We start from the raw sequence: 13,389 nt of genomic DNA, 5'->3' as shown, positions 1-13,389 counted from the left end.
CACGGTCCCCTGGGGTGCGGTTGGGCGGGGTCGGCACTGCGCTGTTCACGCCGCTCCCTCCTGCAGTTCGAGCCACTTCGCGTCGGGCTGGTCGTCCCACTGCAGCCGCGCGAGCGCGTCCAGCACCCGGTCGACGTTCGGCAGGTGGCTGTGCTCGAGCTTCGGCGGCGGGTACGGGATGTCGAAACCGGATACGCGCAGCACCGGCGCGGCCAACGAGTGGAAGCAGCGCTCCTGCACCCGGGCCGCGATCTCCGCGGCCACGCCGGCGAATCCCTGCGCTTCCTGCACGACCACGCAGCGCCCGGTCTCGCGCACCGCGGCGGCGACCGTTTCGTCGTCGAACGGCACCAGGCTGCGCACGTCGACCACCTGGACGTCCCAGCCCTCCTCGGCGGCGGCTTCCGCGGACTCCATCGCCAGCGGGACGCCGGGGCCGTAGGCGATCAGCGTGGCGTCCCGGCCCGGTCGGCGGATCACGGCACGCCCGAGCGGCTCGGTCTCGACCGGCAGCTCGACGTCCTCCTTGGACCAGTAGAGCTTCTTCGGCTCCAGGAACACCACCGGATCCGGATCGGCGATCGCCTCGCGCAGCAGCGAGTACGCGTCCGCCGGGGTCGCCGGGGCGACCACCTTCAGGCCGGGGGTGTGCGCGTAGTAGGCCTCGCTGGAGTCGCAGTGGTGCTCCACGCCGCCGATGCCGCCCGCGAACGGAACCCGGATCACGATCGGCAGCGCGACCGCCCCGCGCGTCCGGTTCCGCATCTTCGCCACGTGCGAGACGACCTGCTCGAACGCCGGGAAGGCGAAGGCGTCGAACTGCATCTCCACCACCGGGCGGAACCCGGCCATGGCCATGCCCACCGCGAACCCGACGATGCCGGACTCGGCCAGCGGGGTGTCGAAGCAGCGGTCCTCGCCGAAGGCGTCCTGCACGCCGTCGGTGATCCGGAAGACCCCGCCGAGCTTGCCGACGTCCTCGCCGAAGACCACCACGTCGTCGTCCTCGGCGATGGCGTCGCGCAGCGCCGCGTTCAGCGCCTGCGCCATGCTGGTCGGTGCCATCACTGCGCCTCCTGTTCGGCTCGGAGCTGGGCGAGCTGCTCCTGCAGCTGCGGGGTCGGTTCGGCGTAGACGTGGCGGAAGAGGTCCTCCGGATCCGCGGTCGGCTCGACCTGCATCCGGCTGCGGACCTGGGCGGCGAACTCCTCGGCCTCCGCGGCGATCCGCTCGACGGCTGCGTCGTCGAGGTGCCCGCCCTCGCGCAGGTGGCGCTCGAGCCGGTCGATCGGGTCCCGCTGCTGCCACTGCTCGACCTCGGCCGCGTCGCGGTAGCGCCCGGCGTCATCGGCGTTGGTGTGCGCCTCCATGCGGTAGGTGTGCGCCTCGACCAGGAACGGCCCGCCGCCGGAGCGGGCGTGCGCTACGGCGGTGTCCAGCACTGACAGCACGGCCGCCGCGTCGTTGCCGTCCACCTGCTCGCTGCGGACGCCGTAGCCGATCCCCTTGTGCGCCAAGGAAGGCGCGACCGACTGCTTGGCCAGCGGCACGCTGATCGCATAGCCGTTGTTCTGCACCAGGAACACCACCGGGGCTTTGAACACGGCGGCGAAGTTGAGCGCCTCGTGGAAGTCGCCCTCGCTGGTCGCGCCGTCGCCGATCAGCGCCAGCGCAACGGTGTCGCGGCCCTTGCGGGCCTCCCCGTGCGCCAAGCCGACCGCGTGCAGGGTCTGGGTGGCCAGCGGGGTGCACTGCGGCGCGGTGCGGGTGCTCGGCACGTCGTAGCCGCAGTGCCAGTCACCGCGCAGCAGCGTGAGCACCTCGACCGGGTCGAGGCCGCGGGTCACCAGCGACACCGAGTCCCGGTAGGTCGGGAACAGCCAGTCCTGCGCGCCGATGCTCAGCGCAGCGCCGACCTGGCAGGCCTCCTGGCCGCGCGAGGACGGGTACACCGCGAGACGGCCCTGCTTGGTGAGCGTGGTGGCCTGGGCGTCGAACCTGCGGCCCACGACCATCGCCCGGTACGTGGCCAGCAGCCGGGACGGCTCCGGCACCGGGTAGTTCGGATCGGGCTGGTCCAGCATCCCCACCGGACTGCTCGACGGAAGCCATTCCACGGCCGACACCTCCATTGGACGACTGGCTTGAGATAGTCGGCCAGCCGAGCCATGTGATACAAGTCATCGGCGAGAACTCGCAACGAACGGCTTCAGGAGTACGTCATGGTGGACCAAGCGTCCGGTGAAAACGCTGTCCGGGGCGGGCGGGCCGGACGAACGGCACCGGCGCTGGACGACATCGACGCGCGCATCGTGGACGAGCTGGTCCGCGACGGCCGGATGTCCATCCGCACCCTGGCCGAGCAGGTCAACATCTCCCGCACCAACGCGCACAGCCGGGTGGACCGCCTGATCGGCAGCGGGGTGATCACCGGCTTCCACGCCCACGTCGAACCGACCAAGGCAGGACTCGGCACGGCGGCGCTCATCGGCCTGTCCATCGAGCAGGACACCTGGCGCGAGGTGTCCCGCCGCCTCGCCGAGATCGACTCCGTCGAGCACGTGGCGCTGGTGGCGGGGGAGTTCGACATCGTGGTGCGCGTGCGCACCGAGGACAACGTGACCCTGCGGAACCTGGTCTTCGACCACATCCAGTCGCTACCAGGAGTCCGCACCTGCCACACCTGGCTGATCTTCGACGAGTTCGAGCCCGAACGCAGGTGAATGCGGTGTTCCAGACCCACCTTGCGTGGCGGTGCGGGTGGCGGAACCTCAGACGCCGCCTGGCTGCGGGATCCCTTTTTTATGTATGCCAATACACGGCAAAAGGGCTGTCCTCGCCAGGCGACCTCTGAGAACCCGCGGCGGTGCCGGTTGCGAGGGTGGGCCATTCGCCTGGCGGCGAATCAAAGACGAAGATCAAGAGCTAGCCGTCGAAGACGGGCTCTGAGACCGTACGCCCCGTTAGGGGAGGGTGAGGTCGACGACCACCGGGGTGTGGTCGGAGGTTCCCTTGCCCTTGCGGGCTTCGCGGTCGACGTAGGCGTCGGTGACCGCTCCGGTGAACTGCTCGTTGCCGTAGACCAGGTCGATGCGCATGCCCTGGTTCTTGGGGAAGCGCAGCGCCCGGTAGTCCCAGTAGGTGAAGGGCACGTCGTACTTCAGGGCGCGCGGGTAGACCTCGGTCAGGCCGACCTCGCCGAGCGCGGTAAGCGCCTTGCGCTCCTCCTCGGTGATGTGCGTGCAGCCCTCGAACTCGGCGATGTCCCAGACGTCGGCGTCGGTCGGCGCGATGTTGAAGTCGCCGAGCACGGTCCAGGGGAGCTCGCCCAGCTCCTCGGCGGCCGTGGCGCGCAGCGCGTCGAGCCAGCGGAGCTTGTAGTCGTAGTGCGGGTGGCCGACCTCGCGGCCGTTGGGCACGTACACCGACCACACGCGCACGCCGCCGCAGGTGGCGCCGATCGCCCGCGGTTCCTGGGACTCGAACATCGCGCCGTCGGCCATGAAGCCGGGTTCGTCGAGCAGTCCGCGGCGCACGTCGTCGATGCCGACCTTGGACAGCACCGCGACCCCGTTCCAGCGCCCGGTGCCGTGCGCGGCGACCTCGTAGCCCAGTTCGCCGACCTCGTCGTAGGGGAACGCGTCCTCGGCGCACTTGAGCTCTTGCAGGCACAGCACGTCCGGCTCGGCGGTGCCCAGCCAGTCGATCAGCTTCGGCAACCGGGCCCCGACGGAGTTGACGTTCCAGCTCGCGATCCGCACGCCCGAACCTTCCCACACACCCCCGTCACCCCGGCGAACCACCCGTGGCGGAACGGACCTGCACCACAGTTTCAATTGAAACTGCGATCCCCCGGCGTGTCCGGCGCCCGACACGCCGAAGGGTGTGGACAGGTTCCGGGGTCCTGTGGAGAACTTCCGCAAATTCAATGGAAATTGGACATCCAAATTCCATTGAATTTGCGTCGGGAGCGGGGGACGGGGATCAGCGGGGGAGCCATTCGGGGTGGGAGGAGCCTCGGGGGACGAGGACCTGGCGGTAGTCGCCGGGGGTTTCGCTCATCGAGACCTGGTCGGTGACGCCCTGGTAGTGGCCCAGCGGGGTGTCCGCGGTGAAGGTCTCCGGGTCCAGGTAGGCGTGCTCCTCGCCGGTGCCGGCGATCGACCGGGCGTAGTCGCGGTCGAAGACGCCCATGCTCAAGATCCACAGCGCGGCGCGGGTCAGCGAGACGTGCACGCGGTAGCTGCCGCCTTCGGTGGCGCGGCGGATGAGGGCCTGTGCGGCGCCGAGGGCCATCAGCCAGGACACGATGTAGTCGTTGACCACCAGGATCGGCGGCAGCTGCGGGGTTTCGCCGTCGCCTTCGAGGTTCATCATGCCCACCACGCTGCCGGCGGACTGGTCGAACCCGACCCGACCGGCCCACGGTCCGGTGCGGCCGTTGAACGACGCCGTGACGTGGACGATGCCCGGTCGGGTCGCCGCGGCCTGCTCCGGCGAGAGGCCGATCTCCTCCAGGTATCCGGGGCGCCGGTTGGCGTAGAAGACGTCGGCGTCGGCGAGCAGCCGCTGGACCAGCTGCGGTCCACCGCCCCGGCGCGGATCCACTGTGGAGGATCGCGCGCCGACGTTGGCGGTGATGTAGGTCGTGTCGTGCTCGAGTTCGTTCGGCCGCCACAGGTTCAGCACGTCGGCGCCGTGCAGCGCCAACGCCCGCCCGGCGCCCGCGCCGGCGATCACGTGCCCCATGCCCAGCGCGCGGATGCCGTCCAGCGGCGCGCTGCCGCCCGGCCGGAACGGTTCGGGCTCGCTGTCGCCGATCTTGGTGATCTCGACCAGCGGCTGGTGGACCAGGGACTGCTGGTAGTGGGGTTCGGCGAACAGCTCGGCCGGGGTGCGCAGCATCGGCATCACCACGCCCGCCTCGACGCCGGCGTCCTCCAGGTCGCGGGCCCGCCACTGGGCGATGGCCTTGGCGACGGCGTCGGCGTCGTCGGGCACGCCGAGCAGCTTCTGGGTCGCGACCTTCAGCTTCGGGTAGGGGTTGAGCGGCATCACCCAGCGGTCGTCCGCCGTGCGGTAGAAGGCGAAGCCGAGGGCGTTGCTGGCGTTGGCCGGGCTGGCCGCGGGATAGCCGTTGAGCAGTTCCCACTTGCGGTCGTAGAACGGGCACAGCCGGTGCGGGGCGCGGCGCAGGTCCACCGCGATGTCCTGGCCGGGGCCGCCGCGCAGCTGCCAGATCTTGGCCATCGCCACCGACTTCGCGGCCAGCGCGATGCTGGCGGCGCCGCCGAGGCGCAGCGTGCTGGGCACCACCGGGTCGGCGCCGCGGAAGGTGATCCGCCCGCCGGCGTCCGCCGGGTCGAGGTCGACTCCGGCGAGCACTTCGGTCAGCTCGGCGAGCGGGTCGAACGCGTCATCGGTCGCGGGGTCGGCCACCGCGCTGGTGATCCGCTCGGTCAGCGACATGGTGCCTCCAGTGCACTTCGACGAACCAGGAGTCGTTATCCATGCTAACTAGACGCTGGTGCGGACGGCTCGACCGTTTCGCGGATCTCGGCGTGACCGCAGCGGTCACGGTCGGATGGCCGGCTCGCCCGCGTACTGGTAGCGCCACACGCCGTCGGAGCGGCGGTCGCGGCGGTCGTACTGCGCGCACGGCGACTCGCCGTCGCGCGGGGAGGGGAAGGTGAACTGGCCGATGGGTAAGTCCGCTTCCGGCGAGGGGATGATGAAGGACCGGCCGTCCTCCGGCCCGCCGATCAGTTCGGCGTGCACGTGCTGCTGCATGGATGCTCTCCCTGGCGTCGGCGCAACATCGCGTTTCTCGCCCAATAGGAACAAATGCGCTGGCCGTTGGTTCCAGGTTTCACCCGATCGTCTCAACTTGATGTGTCAGCAGGCGGTTTCGCGCCGCACGTCGATCGCGCTTGGTTAGCGGACGAACACTCCGGGTAGGCCGAGGACGTGGCTGAGGACGAGTTGGCGACGTACCGGCGCAAGCGGGATCTGCGGCGTTCCGGGGAGCCGAGCGGCGGTTCGCCCGGTGCTCAGCCGCGCTTCGCGGTGCAGCGGCACGAGGCCTCCACGCTGCACTACGACTTCCGGCTCGAGGTCGACGGCGTGCTCAAGTCGTGGGCGGTGCCGAAGGGGCCGTCGCTGGACCCGCGCGAGAAGCGGTTGGCCACGCAGACCGAGGACCACCCGCTGGACTACGCGGACTTCGAAGGCGAGATCCCGGAGGGCTACGGCGCGGGCACGGTGGTCGTCTGGGACACCGGCACCTACCGCAACGACACCGAGCGCGACGGCGAGCCGGTGCCGATGGCCGACGCGCTGGAGGCCGGGCACGTCAAGGTCTGGCTGAACGGGTCGAAGCTGTGCGGTGGTTTCGCCTTGACGCGCAGCGAGATCCGCGGGCGCGAGCAGTGGCTGCTGGTGAAGGTCGACGACGAGGGCGCCGACCGGCGGCGCAACCCGGTGAGCACCCAGCCCGAGTCGGTGGTCTCCGGGCGGACCAACGACGAGCTGCGGTGATCCGGGGTGACGGCGCAGCTGGAAGTCCAGGGACGGCGGTTCGAAGTGTCCAATCCGGACAAAGTCCTCTACCCGGATGCCGGCTACCGCAAGCAGGACGTGCTCGACTACTACCGCTCGGTCGCCGAGGCGATGGTCCCCCACACCAGCGGAAAACCGTTGACGCTGCGGCGGTTCCCGGACGGGATCGACGAAGGCGGGTTCTTCCAGAAGGAGGCCTCGGACCACTTCCCGGACTGGATCCGGGTGGTGTCCGTGCCGCAGCGCGGTGAGCGCGGAGTGGTGCACCACGTGGTCCTCGACGACCCGGCGACGCTGCTCTACCTGGCCGGCCAGGCCTGCCTGGAGTTCCACATCGGTCTCGCCACCGTGGACGACCTGGAACGGCCGGTGCTGGTGGTGCTCGACCTGGACCCGCCGGACGGGGTGTCGCTGACCGAGCTGCGCGAGGTGGTCCGCCGGATGTGCGAGCGGTTCCGCGATGCCGGGCTGGAACCGCACGTGCAGGCCACCGGCGGTCGAGGCTTCCACGTCGCCGCACCGCTGCGCGCCGAGCGCGAGTTCGACGAGGTCCGGGCCGACCTGCGCGAGCTGGCCGAGCGCGCGGTGCGCGACGAACCGGACCGGCTCACCGTCGAGCAGCGGAAGGACAAGCGCGGCGACCGGATCTTCCTGGACACCAACCGCAACGCCTACGGCCAGACCATGATCGCGCCCTACTCGCTGCGCGCCCGCCCCGGCGCCCCGGCCGCGACCCCGCTGGACCTCGACGAGATCAGCCGCGCGGAACCGCAGTCCTACGGCCTGGCGAACATGGCGCGTCGGCTGGCGCAGAAGAACGATCCGTGGGCGGGAATGCGGCCCGGTTGACACGGGTAGGCCTGATGAACAGGCCTTGAGGGGAGGGGCAGTGGACACCGAGATCACCCTCGTCGTCGACGGCGTCGAGCACCGGGTCACCGTCGACACCCGCACCACGGTGCTCGACGCGCTGCGGGAACGGCTCGGCATCACCGGTCCGAAGAAGGGCTGCGACCACGGCCAGTGCGGCGCGTGCACGCTGCTGCTCGACGACCGCCGGGTCAACAGCTGCCTGATGCTGGCGGTGGCCTACGACGGTGCGAACCTGCGCACCGCCGACGGCTTGACCGACGGCGACCTGCACCCGGTGCAGCGCTCGTTCATCGAGCACGACGCCTTCCAGTGCGGTTATTGCACGCCAGGGCAGGTGGTGTCGGCGGTGGGCATGTTGCACGAGATGCGCGAAGGCGAGCCGAGCGCGGTCACCGCCGACGGGGCGGAGCTGGCCGACGAGGTGCGCGAGCGGATGAGCGGGAACCTCTGCCGCTGCGGTGCTTACGCCAACATGGTTCCGGCCATCGTGGAGGTAGTGCAGCGATGAGGCCGTTCCGCTACCAGCGCGTTCCGGACGTCGACAGCGCCGTGAGCACGATCGCCGCCGCACCCGGCGCGGCCTTCCTGGCCGGGGGCACCAACCTGGTCGACCTGATGAAGCTGGAGGTCGAGGTCCCGGATCTGCTGGTCGACGTCCGGCAGCTGACCTCCGACTGGATCGAGCCGCGGCCGGACTTCGTGCGGATCGGCGCGGCCGTCACCAACAGCGCGCTGGCCGCCGACCCGGTGATCCGCCGCCGGTTCCCGGTGCTGTCGCAGGCAGTCCTGGCCGGTGCTTCCGGGCAGCTGCGCAACCTGGCCACGGCCGGCGGAAACCTGTTGCAGCGCACCAGATGCCCGTACTTCCAGGACATCAACACGCCGTGCAACAAGCGCGAACCGGGCACCGGCTGTTCGGCGCGGGAGGGATTCCACCGCGAACACGCCATCCTCGGCGCGTCCGAATCCTGCATCGCCACGCACCCCTCCGACATGGCCGTGGCGCTCGTCGCCCTCGACGCCGTGGTGAACACCGAGGGGCCGCGCGGGCCGCGATCGATTCCGCTGGTGGACCTGCACCGGCTGCCCGGCGACGCGCCGGAGCGGGACACGGTCCTGGAGCACGGCGAGCTGATCACCTCGATCGACGTCCCGAGCTCGGACCTCGCCGTCAACTCCCGGTACCGCAAGGCCCGCGACCGCGCGTCCTTCGCGTTCGCGCTGGTGTCGGTGGCGGCTGCCGTCGACGTCGCCGACGGGGCGGTGCGCGACGTCCGCCTAGCACTGGGCGGCGTCGCGCACAAGCCCTGGCGGGCCACCACCGCCGAAGCCGCGCTGCGCGGCGGTGCCGCGTCGGCTGATGCGTTCCGCCGTGCCGCCGACGCCGAACTCGACGCGGCACGCCCGCTGCCCGGCAACGAGTTCAAGGTCCCGTTGGCGCGCAACATGATCGTCGGTGTGCTGTCCGAGCTGTCGGGGGTGCCGGGATGACCGCGACGACCAGCATCATCGGTGCCCCGGTGGACCGGATCGAAGGGGGCGAGAAGGTCCGGGGCGCGGCGCTGTACGCGGCGGAGCACCCGGTCGACCAGCCGGTGTACGCCGTCCCGCTGCAGGCGGAGATCGCGCTCGGCCGGATCACCGGCATCGATCCCACCGAGGCGATGACCGAACCCGGGGTGATCGGGGTGCTCACCCACGAGAACGCCCCGAAGCTGGCCTCGAGGAGCGACGCGGAACTGGCCATCCTGCAGTCCCCGGACATCGCCTTCCACGGACAGCTCATCGGCGCGGTGCTCGCCGAGAGCATCGAGACCGCCCGACGGGCGGCGCAGCTGGTGCACATCGGCTACGAGCAGCGCGCGCACGACGTCGACCTGCACCCGGCGCGTTCGGACCTGGTCAAACCCGAACTCGTCAACGGCGGGTTCCAGACCGACACCGCGGAAGGCGACGTGGACGCCGCTCTGGCCAGCTCCGCGGTGGTGCACGACGCCGTCTACACCACGCCGCAGGAGCACAACAACCCGCTCGAACCGCACGCCACGATCGCGATCTGGACCGAAGGCGAGCTCACCCTCTACGACTCCACCCAGGGCGTGCACTGGGTGCGCGACAGCATCGCCGCGGTGTTCGGCCTGGACCAGCAGCGCATCCACGTGGTGTGCCCGCACGTGGGCGGCGGTTTCGGGTCGAAGGGACTGCCGCACGCGCACGTGGTGCTGGCCGCGATGGCCGCTCAGCAGGTCACCCCGCGCCCGGTGAAGCTGGTGATGACCAGGCAGCAGATGTTCACCGTCGTCGGCTACCGCACCGGCACCTTCCAGCGGATCAGGCTCGGCAGCGACGCCGCCGGGCGGTTGACCGCGATCAGCCACGACGCGGTGTCGCAGACCTCCCGGATCAAGGAGTTCGTCGAGCAGACCGCGGTGCCCACCCGCACCATGTACGCCGCTCCGAACCGCCGCACCACCCACCGGGTCGCCGAGCTCGACGTGCCGGTGCCGTCGTGGATGCGGGCTCCCGGCGAGTGCCCCGGCATGTTCGGCCTGGAGGTGGCGATGGACGAGATGGCCATCGCCTGCGGCCTGGACCCGGTGGAGTTCCGCATCCGCAACGAACCGGACACCGACCCGGCGACCGGCCGCGCCTTCTCCAGCCGGAACCTGGTCGCCTGCCTGCGCGAAGGCGCGCAGCGCTTCGGCTGGGCGCAGCGCGATCCCACCCCGCGCTCCGGCCGCGACGGCCGCTGGCTGGTGGGCACCGGGGTGGCCGCGTCGACCTACCCGGTGTTCTCCATGCCCGGAACGCGCGCCACCGTCCAAGCCCGACCGGACGGCCGCTACCGGGTCCTGATCGGCGCGGCCGACATCGGAACCGGCGCGTGGACGGCGCTGACCCAGATCGCGGCGGACGCGCTGGACGTGCCCATGTCCGAGGTGCAGCTGAGCATCGGCGACACCGACCTGCCCTACGCGTCCGGAGCCGGCGGCTCGACCGGGATCGGGTGCTGGGGCTCGGCGATCGTGGACGCCGCCCGCCGCCTGCGCGCGCAGCTGCCCAACGGGGAACCGATCCCGGACGAGGGCGTCGAGGTGACCGGGGCGATCCCGGACAACCCCTACGCCGGGCAGCTCGCGATGCACAGCTTCGGCGCCCAGTTCGCCGAGGTCAGGGTGCACGTCGACACCGGGGAGGTGCGGGTGCCGCGGATGCTGGGCGTCTTCGCGGCCGGCCGGATGATCAACGCCAAGACGGCCCGCTCCCAGCTGCTGGGCGGCATGACCATGGGTCTGTCCATGGCGCTGCACGAGCACAGCGTGGTGGACCCCCGCTACGGCCACGTGATCAACCACGACTTCGCCGAGTACCACATAGCGACCAACGCCGACGTCGGCGAGATCGAGATCCACTGCCTCGACGAGCACGACCCGTACGTGAACCCGATGGGTACCAAGGGAATCGGGGAGCTCGGCATCGTGGGAACGGCGGCGGCCATCGCCAACGCAACCCACCACGCCACCGGAACCAGGGTCAGGGACCTGCCGATAACCCTCGACAAATTCCTGACCTGATACCGCAGGTCAGTCCGCAGCGGCGAGGGCTTCGGCGGCGATGACGTGCAGCGGCCGGCCCAGAGCCGCGGCGGCTGCTGCTACGTCGTCGTGCTCGGGTTTGGTGCGGTAGGGGCCGTGTTTCAGGCGGATCGCGTGGCCTTCGACGGTGACCGTGGTGGTGCGGCGGGGGAGGGCTCGGCGGTCGACCTGGTGGCTGCGGATGCCGAGGCTGCCGGTTTCGGACAGGACCAGTTCGGTCAGGGCCGGTTCCCGGTGGGGGTGGCAGAGGACGTGCAGGACGTGGGCCGGGCGGGACTTCTTCGTCGTCGACGGGGTCGTCCACGCGTCGGCCGCGCCTGCCCGCAGGGCCCGGTCGATGACGTGGCCGAGGAGTTCGCCGGTGACGTCGTCCACATTGCACTCCAGGACCAGCATCGGCTCGGCCGGTTCGGCGGTCAGCGGGGTGCCGAGGGTTGCGGTGAGGACGTTGGGGCGCTGCGGGAACCGTCGGGTGCCGGCGCCGAAAGCGGTGTTCTGGACGGTCATCGCCGGTGGCGGGACGAACTCGGTCCCGATCGTGGTGAGCAGAGCAGCGCCAGTGGGGGTGACTGTTTCGCCGGGCAGGTCGGTGCCGACGACCGCTGCGCCGCGCAGCAGCTGGAGCGTTGCCGGAGCTGGGGCGGGCAGCACGCCGTGAGCGCAGCGGACTGTGCCGGTGCCCAGCGCCAACGGTGCGGAATGGACGGCTGTGACACCCAAAACGTGCAGCGCGGCGGCCACGCCGACGGTATCGACCACGGTGTCCAGACCGCCGATCTCGTGCAGGTGCACGTCATCGGGGTGCTGGCCGTGCAGCGCGCCCTCCACCTCGGCGATCGCGCGGACCGCCGCGGCGGCCAGCTCCGCGACGGGCTCGGGCCGGGCTCGGCGGACCCGGGCGATGAGTTCCGAGGCGTGGCGTTCGGTGCTGGTGTCGTCGACCTCCACCACGGCCTTGGTCGCTGCGATGCCGTTGACCTGGACCTGCTCGCTGCGCAGCCGCCAGCCCGCCAGTCCGGTCGATTCGACCGCGGCGCGCACGTCTTCCAACGGCGCGCCGAGGCCGAGCAGCGCGCCGAGCAGCATGTCACCGGACACCCCGGTGACCGGGTTGAGCCAGAGGATCATCGGTGTCCCGCCGCAGTGTGGGCCAGCCGGTGCGCGGCCATCGCCGCGCCGAAGCCGGAATCGATGTTGACCACGGTCAGGCCGGCCGCGCACGAGGTCAGCATGGCCAGCAGCGCCGTCACGCCCTCCAAGGCCGCGCCATATCCGGTCGACGTGGGCACCGCGATCACCGGGCACGCCACCAGGCCGCCGACCGCGCTGGCCAGCGCCCCCTCCATCCCGGCCACCACGATCACCGCGTCCGCCTGCGCCAGCTCCTCGCGGGCCGCCAGCAGCCGGTGGATGCCGGCCACACCGACGTCGCGCACGACGTGCGCGGTCAGCCCGATCGCCGCGCACACCGCTTCGGCCTCGGCGGCGACCGGCCAGTCCGAGGTGCCCGCGGTGGCGATGCACACCCGGAACGGGCGGGGCTGCGCCGGTCGGCACACCAGCAGGCGCGCGGTCTCGTCGTAGCTTCCACCGGGCACCTGGACCTGCGCTGCGACGTCGGCTTCCAAGCGGGTCACCAGCACCGGGCCGGTGCTGCGGGCGAGCAGTTCGGTGACGATCCCGGTGATCTCCGCAGGTCGCTTGCCGGGGGCGTAGACGACTTCGGGCAGCCCCTGCCGGGTTTCGCGGTCGGTGTCCACCCGCGCGTAGCCGAGGTCGGCGAACCCGGTCATGATGCGGTCCGGGTCGGCAGCAGCGGCAGCAGGGCGTTCATCCGTCCACTTCGGAACCCGCCCAGGTCGAGCGAGCAGAACTCGAACCCGGCCTCGCGCACGACCCGGTCCAGCTCGGCGTGCTGCGCCGCGGCGCGGTCGATGTCGCCGTCCGGCACCTCCAGCCGGGCAACAGTGCCGTGCGCGTGCGCGCGCACTCGGCAGACGCCGAAACCCAGCGCCTGCACGGCGGTCTCGGCGCGCTCGATGCGCCCGAGCACTTCCGGGGTCACGGGATCGCCGTAGGCGACGCGGGAGGCCAGGCAGGCAGCGGCGGGCTTGTCCGCGGTGGGAAGGCCGAGCTCGCGGCTGGCCCGGCGAACGGCTTCCTTGGTCAACCCGGCGTCCACCATCGGCGCGATGGCACCGCGCTGCGCGGCCGCTTGCTGGCCGGGGCGGTGGTCGCCGAGGTCGTCGAGGTTCGTGCCCAGCGCGATCCGCGCACCCAAGGCCGCGGCCCACGGCTCGACCGCGTCGTCCAGGGCGGAGTTGCAGTGGTAGCAGCGCTTTCCGTCGTGGGCCGCGTACTC

The 13,389-nt window shown here is 71.2% G+C and carries 13 protein-coding genes and 1 pseudogene; 6 read left to right on the top strand and 8 right to left on the bottom strand.

The features are described 5' to 3' along the window. Positions 1-45 precede the first annotated feature (45 nt). Together OU415_RS22510 and pdhA are read right to left on the bottom strand one after the other, a co-directional pair. Positions 46-1,065, bottom strand: a complete 1,020-nt coding sequence (locus OU415_RS22510) for an alpha-ketoacid dehydrogenase subunit beta (protein ID WP_270951008.1) — start codon at positions 1,063-1,065, stop codon at positions 46-48. After that, entirely contained in the window at positions 1,065-2,132 is a 1,068-nt protein-coding gene (gene pdhA, locus OU415_RS22505) for a pyruvate dehydrogenase (acetyl-transferring) E1 component subunit alpha (RefSeq protein ID WP_408641894.1), read from the bottom strand. Before pdhA ends, OU415_RS22510 begins: the two co-directional genes overlap by 1 nt. Before the next feature lie 90 nt (positions 2,133-2,222). On the opposite strand from pdhA, the gene OU415_RS22500 reads away from it, so the two are divergent. Beyond that, on the top strand, positions 2,223-2,723 hold the full coding sequence (locus tag OU415_RS22500) for an Lrp/AsnC family transcriptional regulator (protein WP_270951007.1): 501 nt from the start codon (positions 2,223-2,225) through the stop codon (positions 2,721-2,723). Positions 2,724-2,963: 240 nt separating this feature from the next. Here OU415_RS22500 and OU415_RS22495 read toward each other — a convergent pair whose 3' ends face one another. The 3 genes from OU415_RS22495 to OU415_RS22485 all read right to left on the bottom strand — a co-directional run bounded on the left by OU415_RS22495 (position 2,964) and on the right by OU415_RS22485 (position 5,790). Beyond that, positions 2,964-3,761, bottom strand: coding sequence for an exodeoxyribonuclease III (locus tag OU415_RS22495; protein WP_270951006.1), 798 nt, complete (start codon positions 3,759-3,761; stop codon positions 2,964-2,966). Positions 3,762-3,984: 223 nt separating this feature from the next. Beyond that, positions 3,985-5,469, bottom strand: a complete 1,485-nt coding sequence (locus tag OU415_RS22490) for a CoA transferase (RefSeq protein ID WP_270951005.1) — start codon at positions 5,467-5,469, stop codon at positions 3,985-3,987. A gap of 105 nt (positions 5,470-5,574) precedes the next feature. After that, positions 5,575-5,790 carry a hypothetical protein gene (locus OU415_RS22485; protein ID WP_270951004.1) on the bottom strand — a complete coding sequence of 72 codons (216 nt, stop codon included), beginning with the start codon at positions 5,788-5,790 and terminating at the stop codon, positions 5,575-5,577. 177 nt (positions 5,791-5,967) lie between these two features. Between OU415_RS22485 and OU415_RS22480 the strand changes: the two genes are divergently transcribed. Genes OU415_RS22480 through OU415_RS22460 form a run of 5 tightly spaced genes read left to right on the top strand, consistent with a single transcriptional unit; the run spans position 5,968 to position 11,006 of the window. Beyond that, a complete protein-coding gene (locus tag OU415_RS22480; protein ID WP_270951003.1) occupies positions 5,968-6,537 on the top strand; it encodes a DNA polymerase ligase N-terminal domain-containing protein in 570 nt (189 codons plus the stop codon). A 6-nt stretch (positions 6,538-6,543) separates the two neighbouring features. Continuing rightward, positions 6,544-7,407 (top strand): non-homologous end-joining DNA ligase, encoded by an 864-nt coding sequence (gene ligD, locus OU415_RS22475; RefSeq protein WP_270951002.1) that lies wholly within the window; start codon positions 6,544-6,546, stop codon positions 7,405-7,407. Positions 7,408-7,447: 40 nt separating this feature from the next. Then, entirely contained in the window at positions 7,448-7,939 is a 492-nt protein-coding gene (locus OU415_RS22470) for a 2Fe-2S iron-sulfur cluster-binding protein (RefSeq protein WP_270951001.1), read from the top strand. Further along, complete coding sequence (locus OU415_RS22465) at positions 7,936-8,922, top strand: FAD binding domain-containing protein (RefSeq protein ID WP_270951000.1); 987 nt, start codon at positions 7,936-7,938, stop codon at positions 8,920-8,922. The genes OU415_RS22470 and OU415_RS22465 overlap by 4 nt, the downstream gene beginning before the upstream one ends. After that, positions 8,919-11,006 (top strand): xanthine dehydrogenase family protein molybdopterin-binding subunit, encoded by a 2,088-nt coding sequence (locus OU415_RS22460; protein WP_270950999.1) that lies wholly within the window; start codon positions 8,919-8,921, stop codon positions 11,004-11,006. The genes OU415_RS22465 and OU415_RS22460 overlap by 4 nt, the downstream gene beginning before the upstream one ends. 9 nt (positions 11,007-11,015) lie before the next feature. Here OU415_RS22460 and larC read toward each other — a convergent pair whose 3' ends face one another. From larC to OU415_RS22445, 3 genes and pseudogenes are all read right to left on the bottom strand, one after another. Further along, on the bottom strand, positions 11,016-12,155 hold the full coding sequence (larC, locus tag OU415_RS22455; RefSeq protein WP_270950998.1) for a nickel pincer cofactor biosynthesis protein LarC: 1,140 nt from the start codon (positions 12,153-12,155) through the stop codon (positions 11,016-11,018). Further along, complete coding sequence (larB, locus tag OU415_RS22450) at positions 12,152-12,820, bottom strand: nickel pincer cofactor biosynthesis protein LarB (protein WP_270950997.1); 669 nt, start codon at positions 12,818-12,820, stop codon at positions 12,152-12,154. Before larB ends, larC begins: the two co-directional genes overlap by 4 nt. Continuing rightward, positions 12,817-13,389 (bottom strand): annotated as a pseudogene (locus OU415_RS22445) (ATP-dependent sacrificial sulfur transferase LarE); the annotation flags it as partial. The pseudogene OU415_RS22445 and the gene larB, both read right to left, overlap by 4 nt.

It is taken from the genome of Saccharopolyspora oryzae, assembly GCF_027853915.1.
GTDB lineage: Bacteria > Actinomycetota > Actinomycetes > Mycobacteriales > Pseudonocardiaceae > Saccharopolyspora > Saccharopolyspora oryzae.
This window is presented reverse-complemented; position numbering and strand designations above follow the sequence as displayed.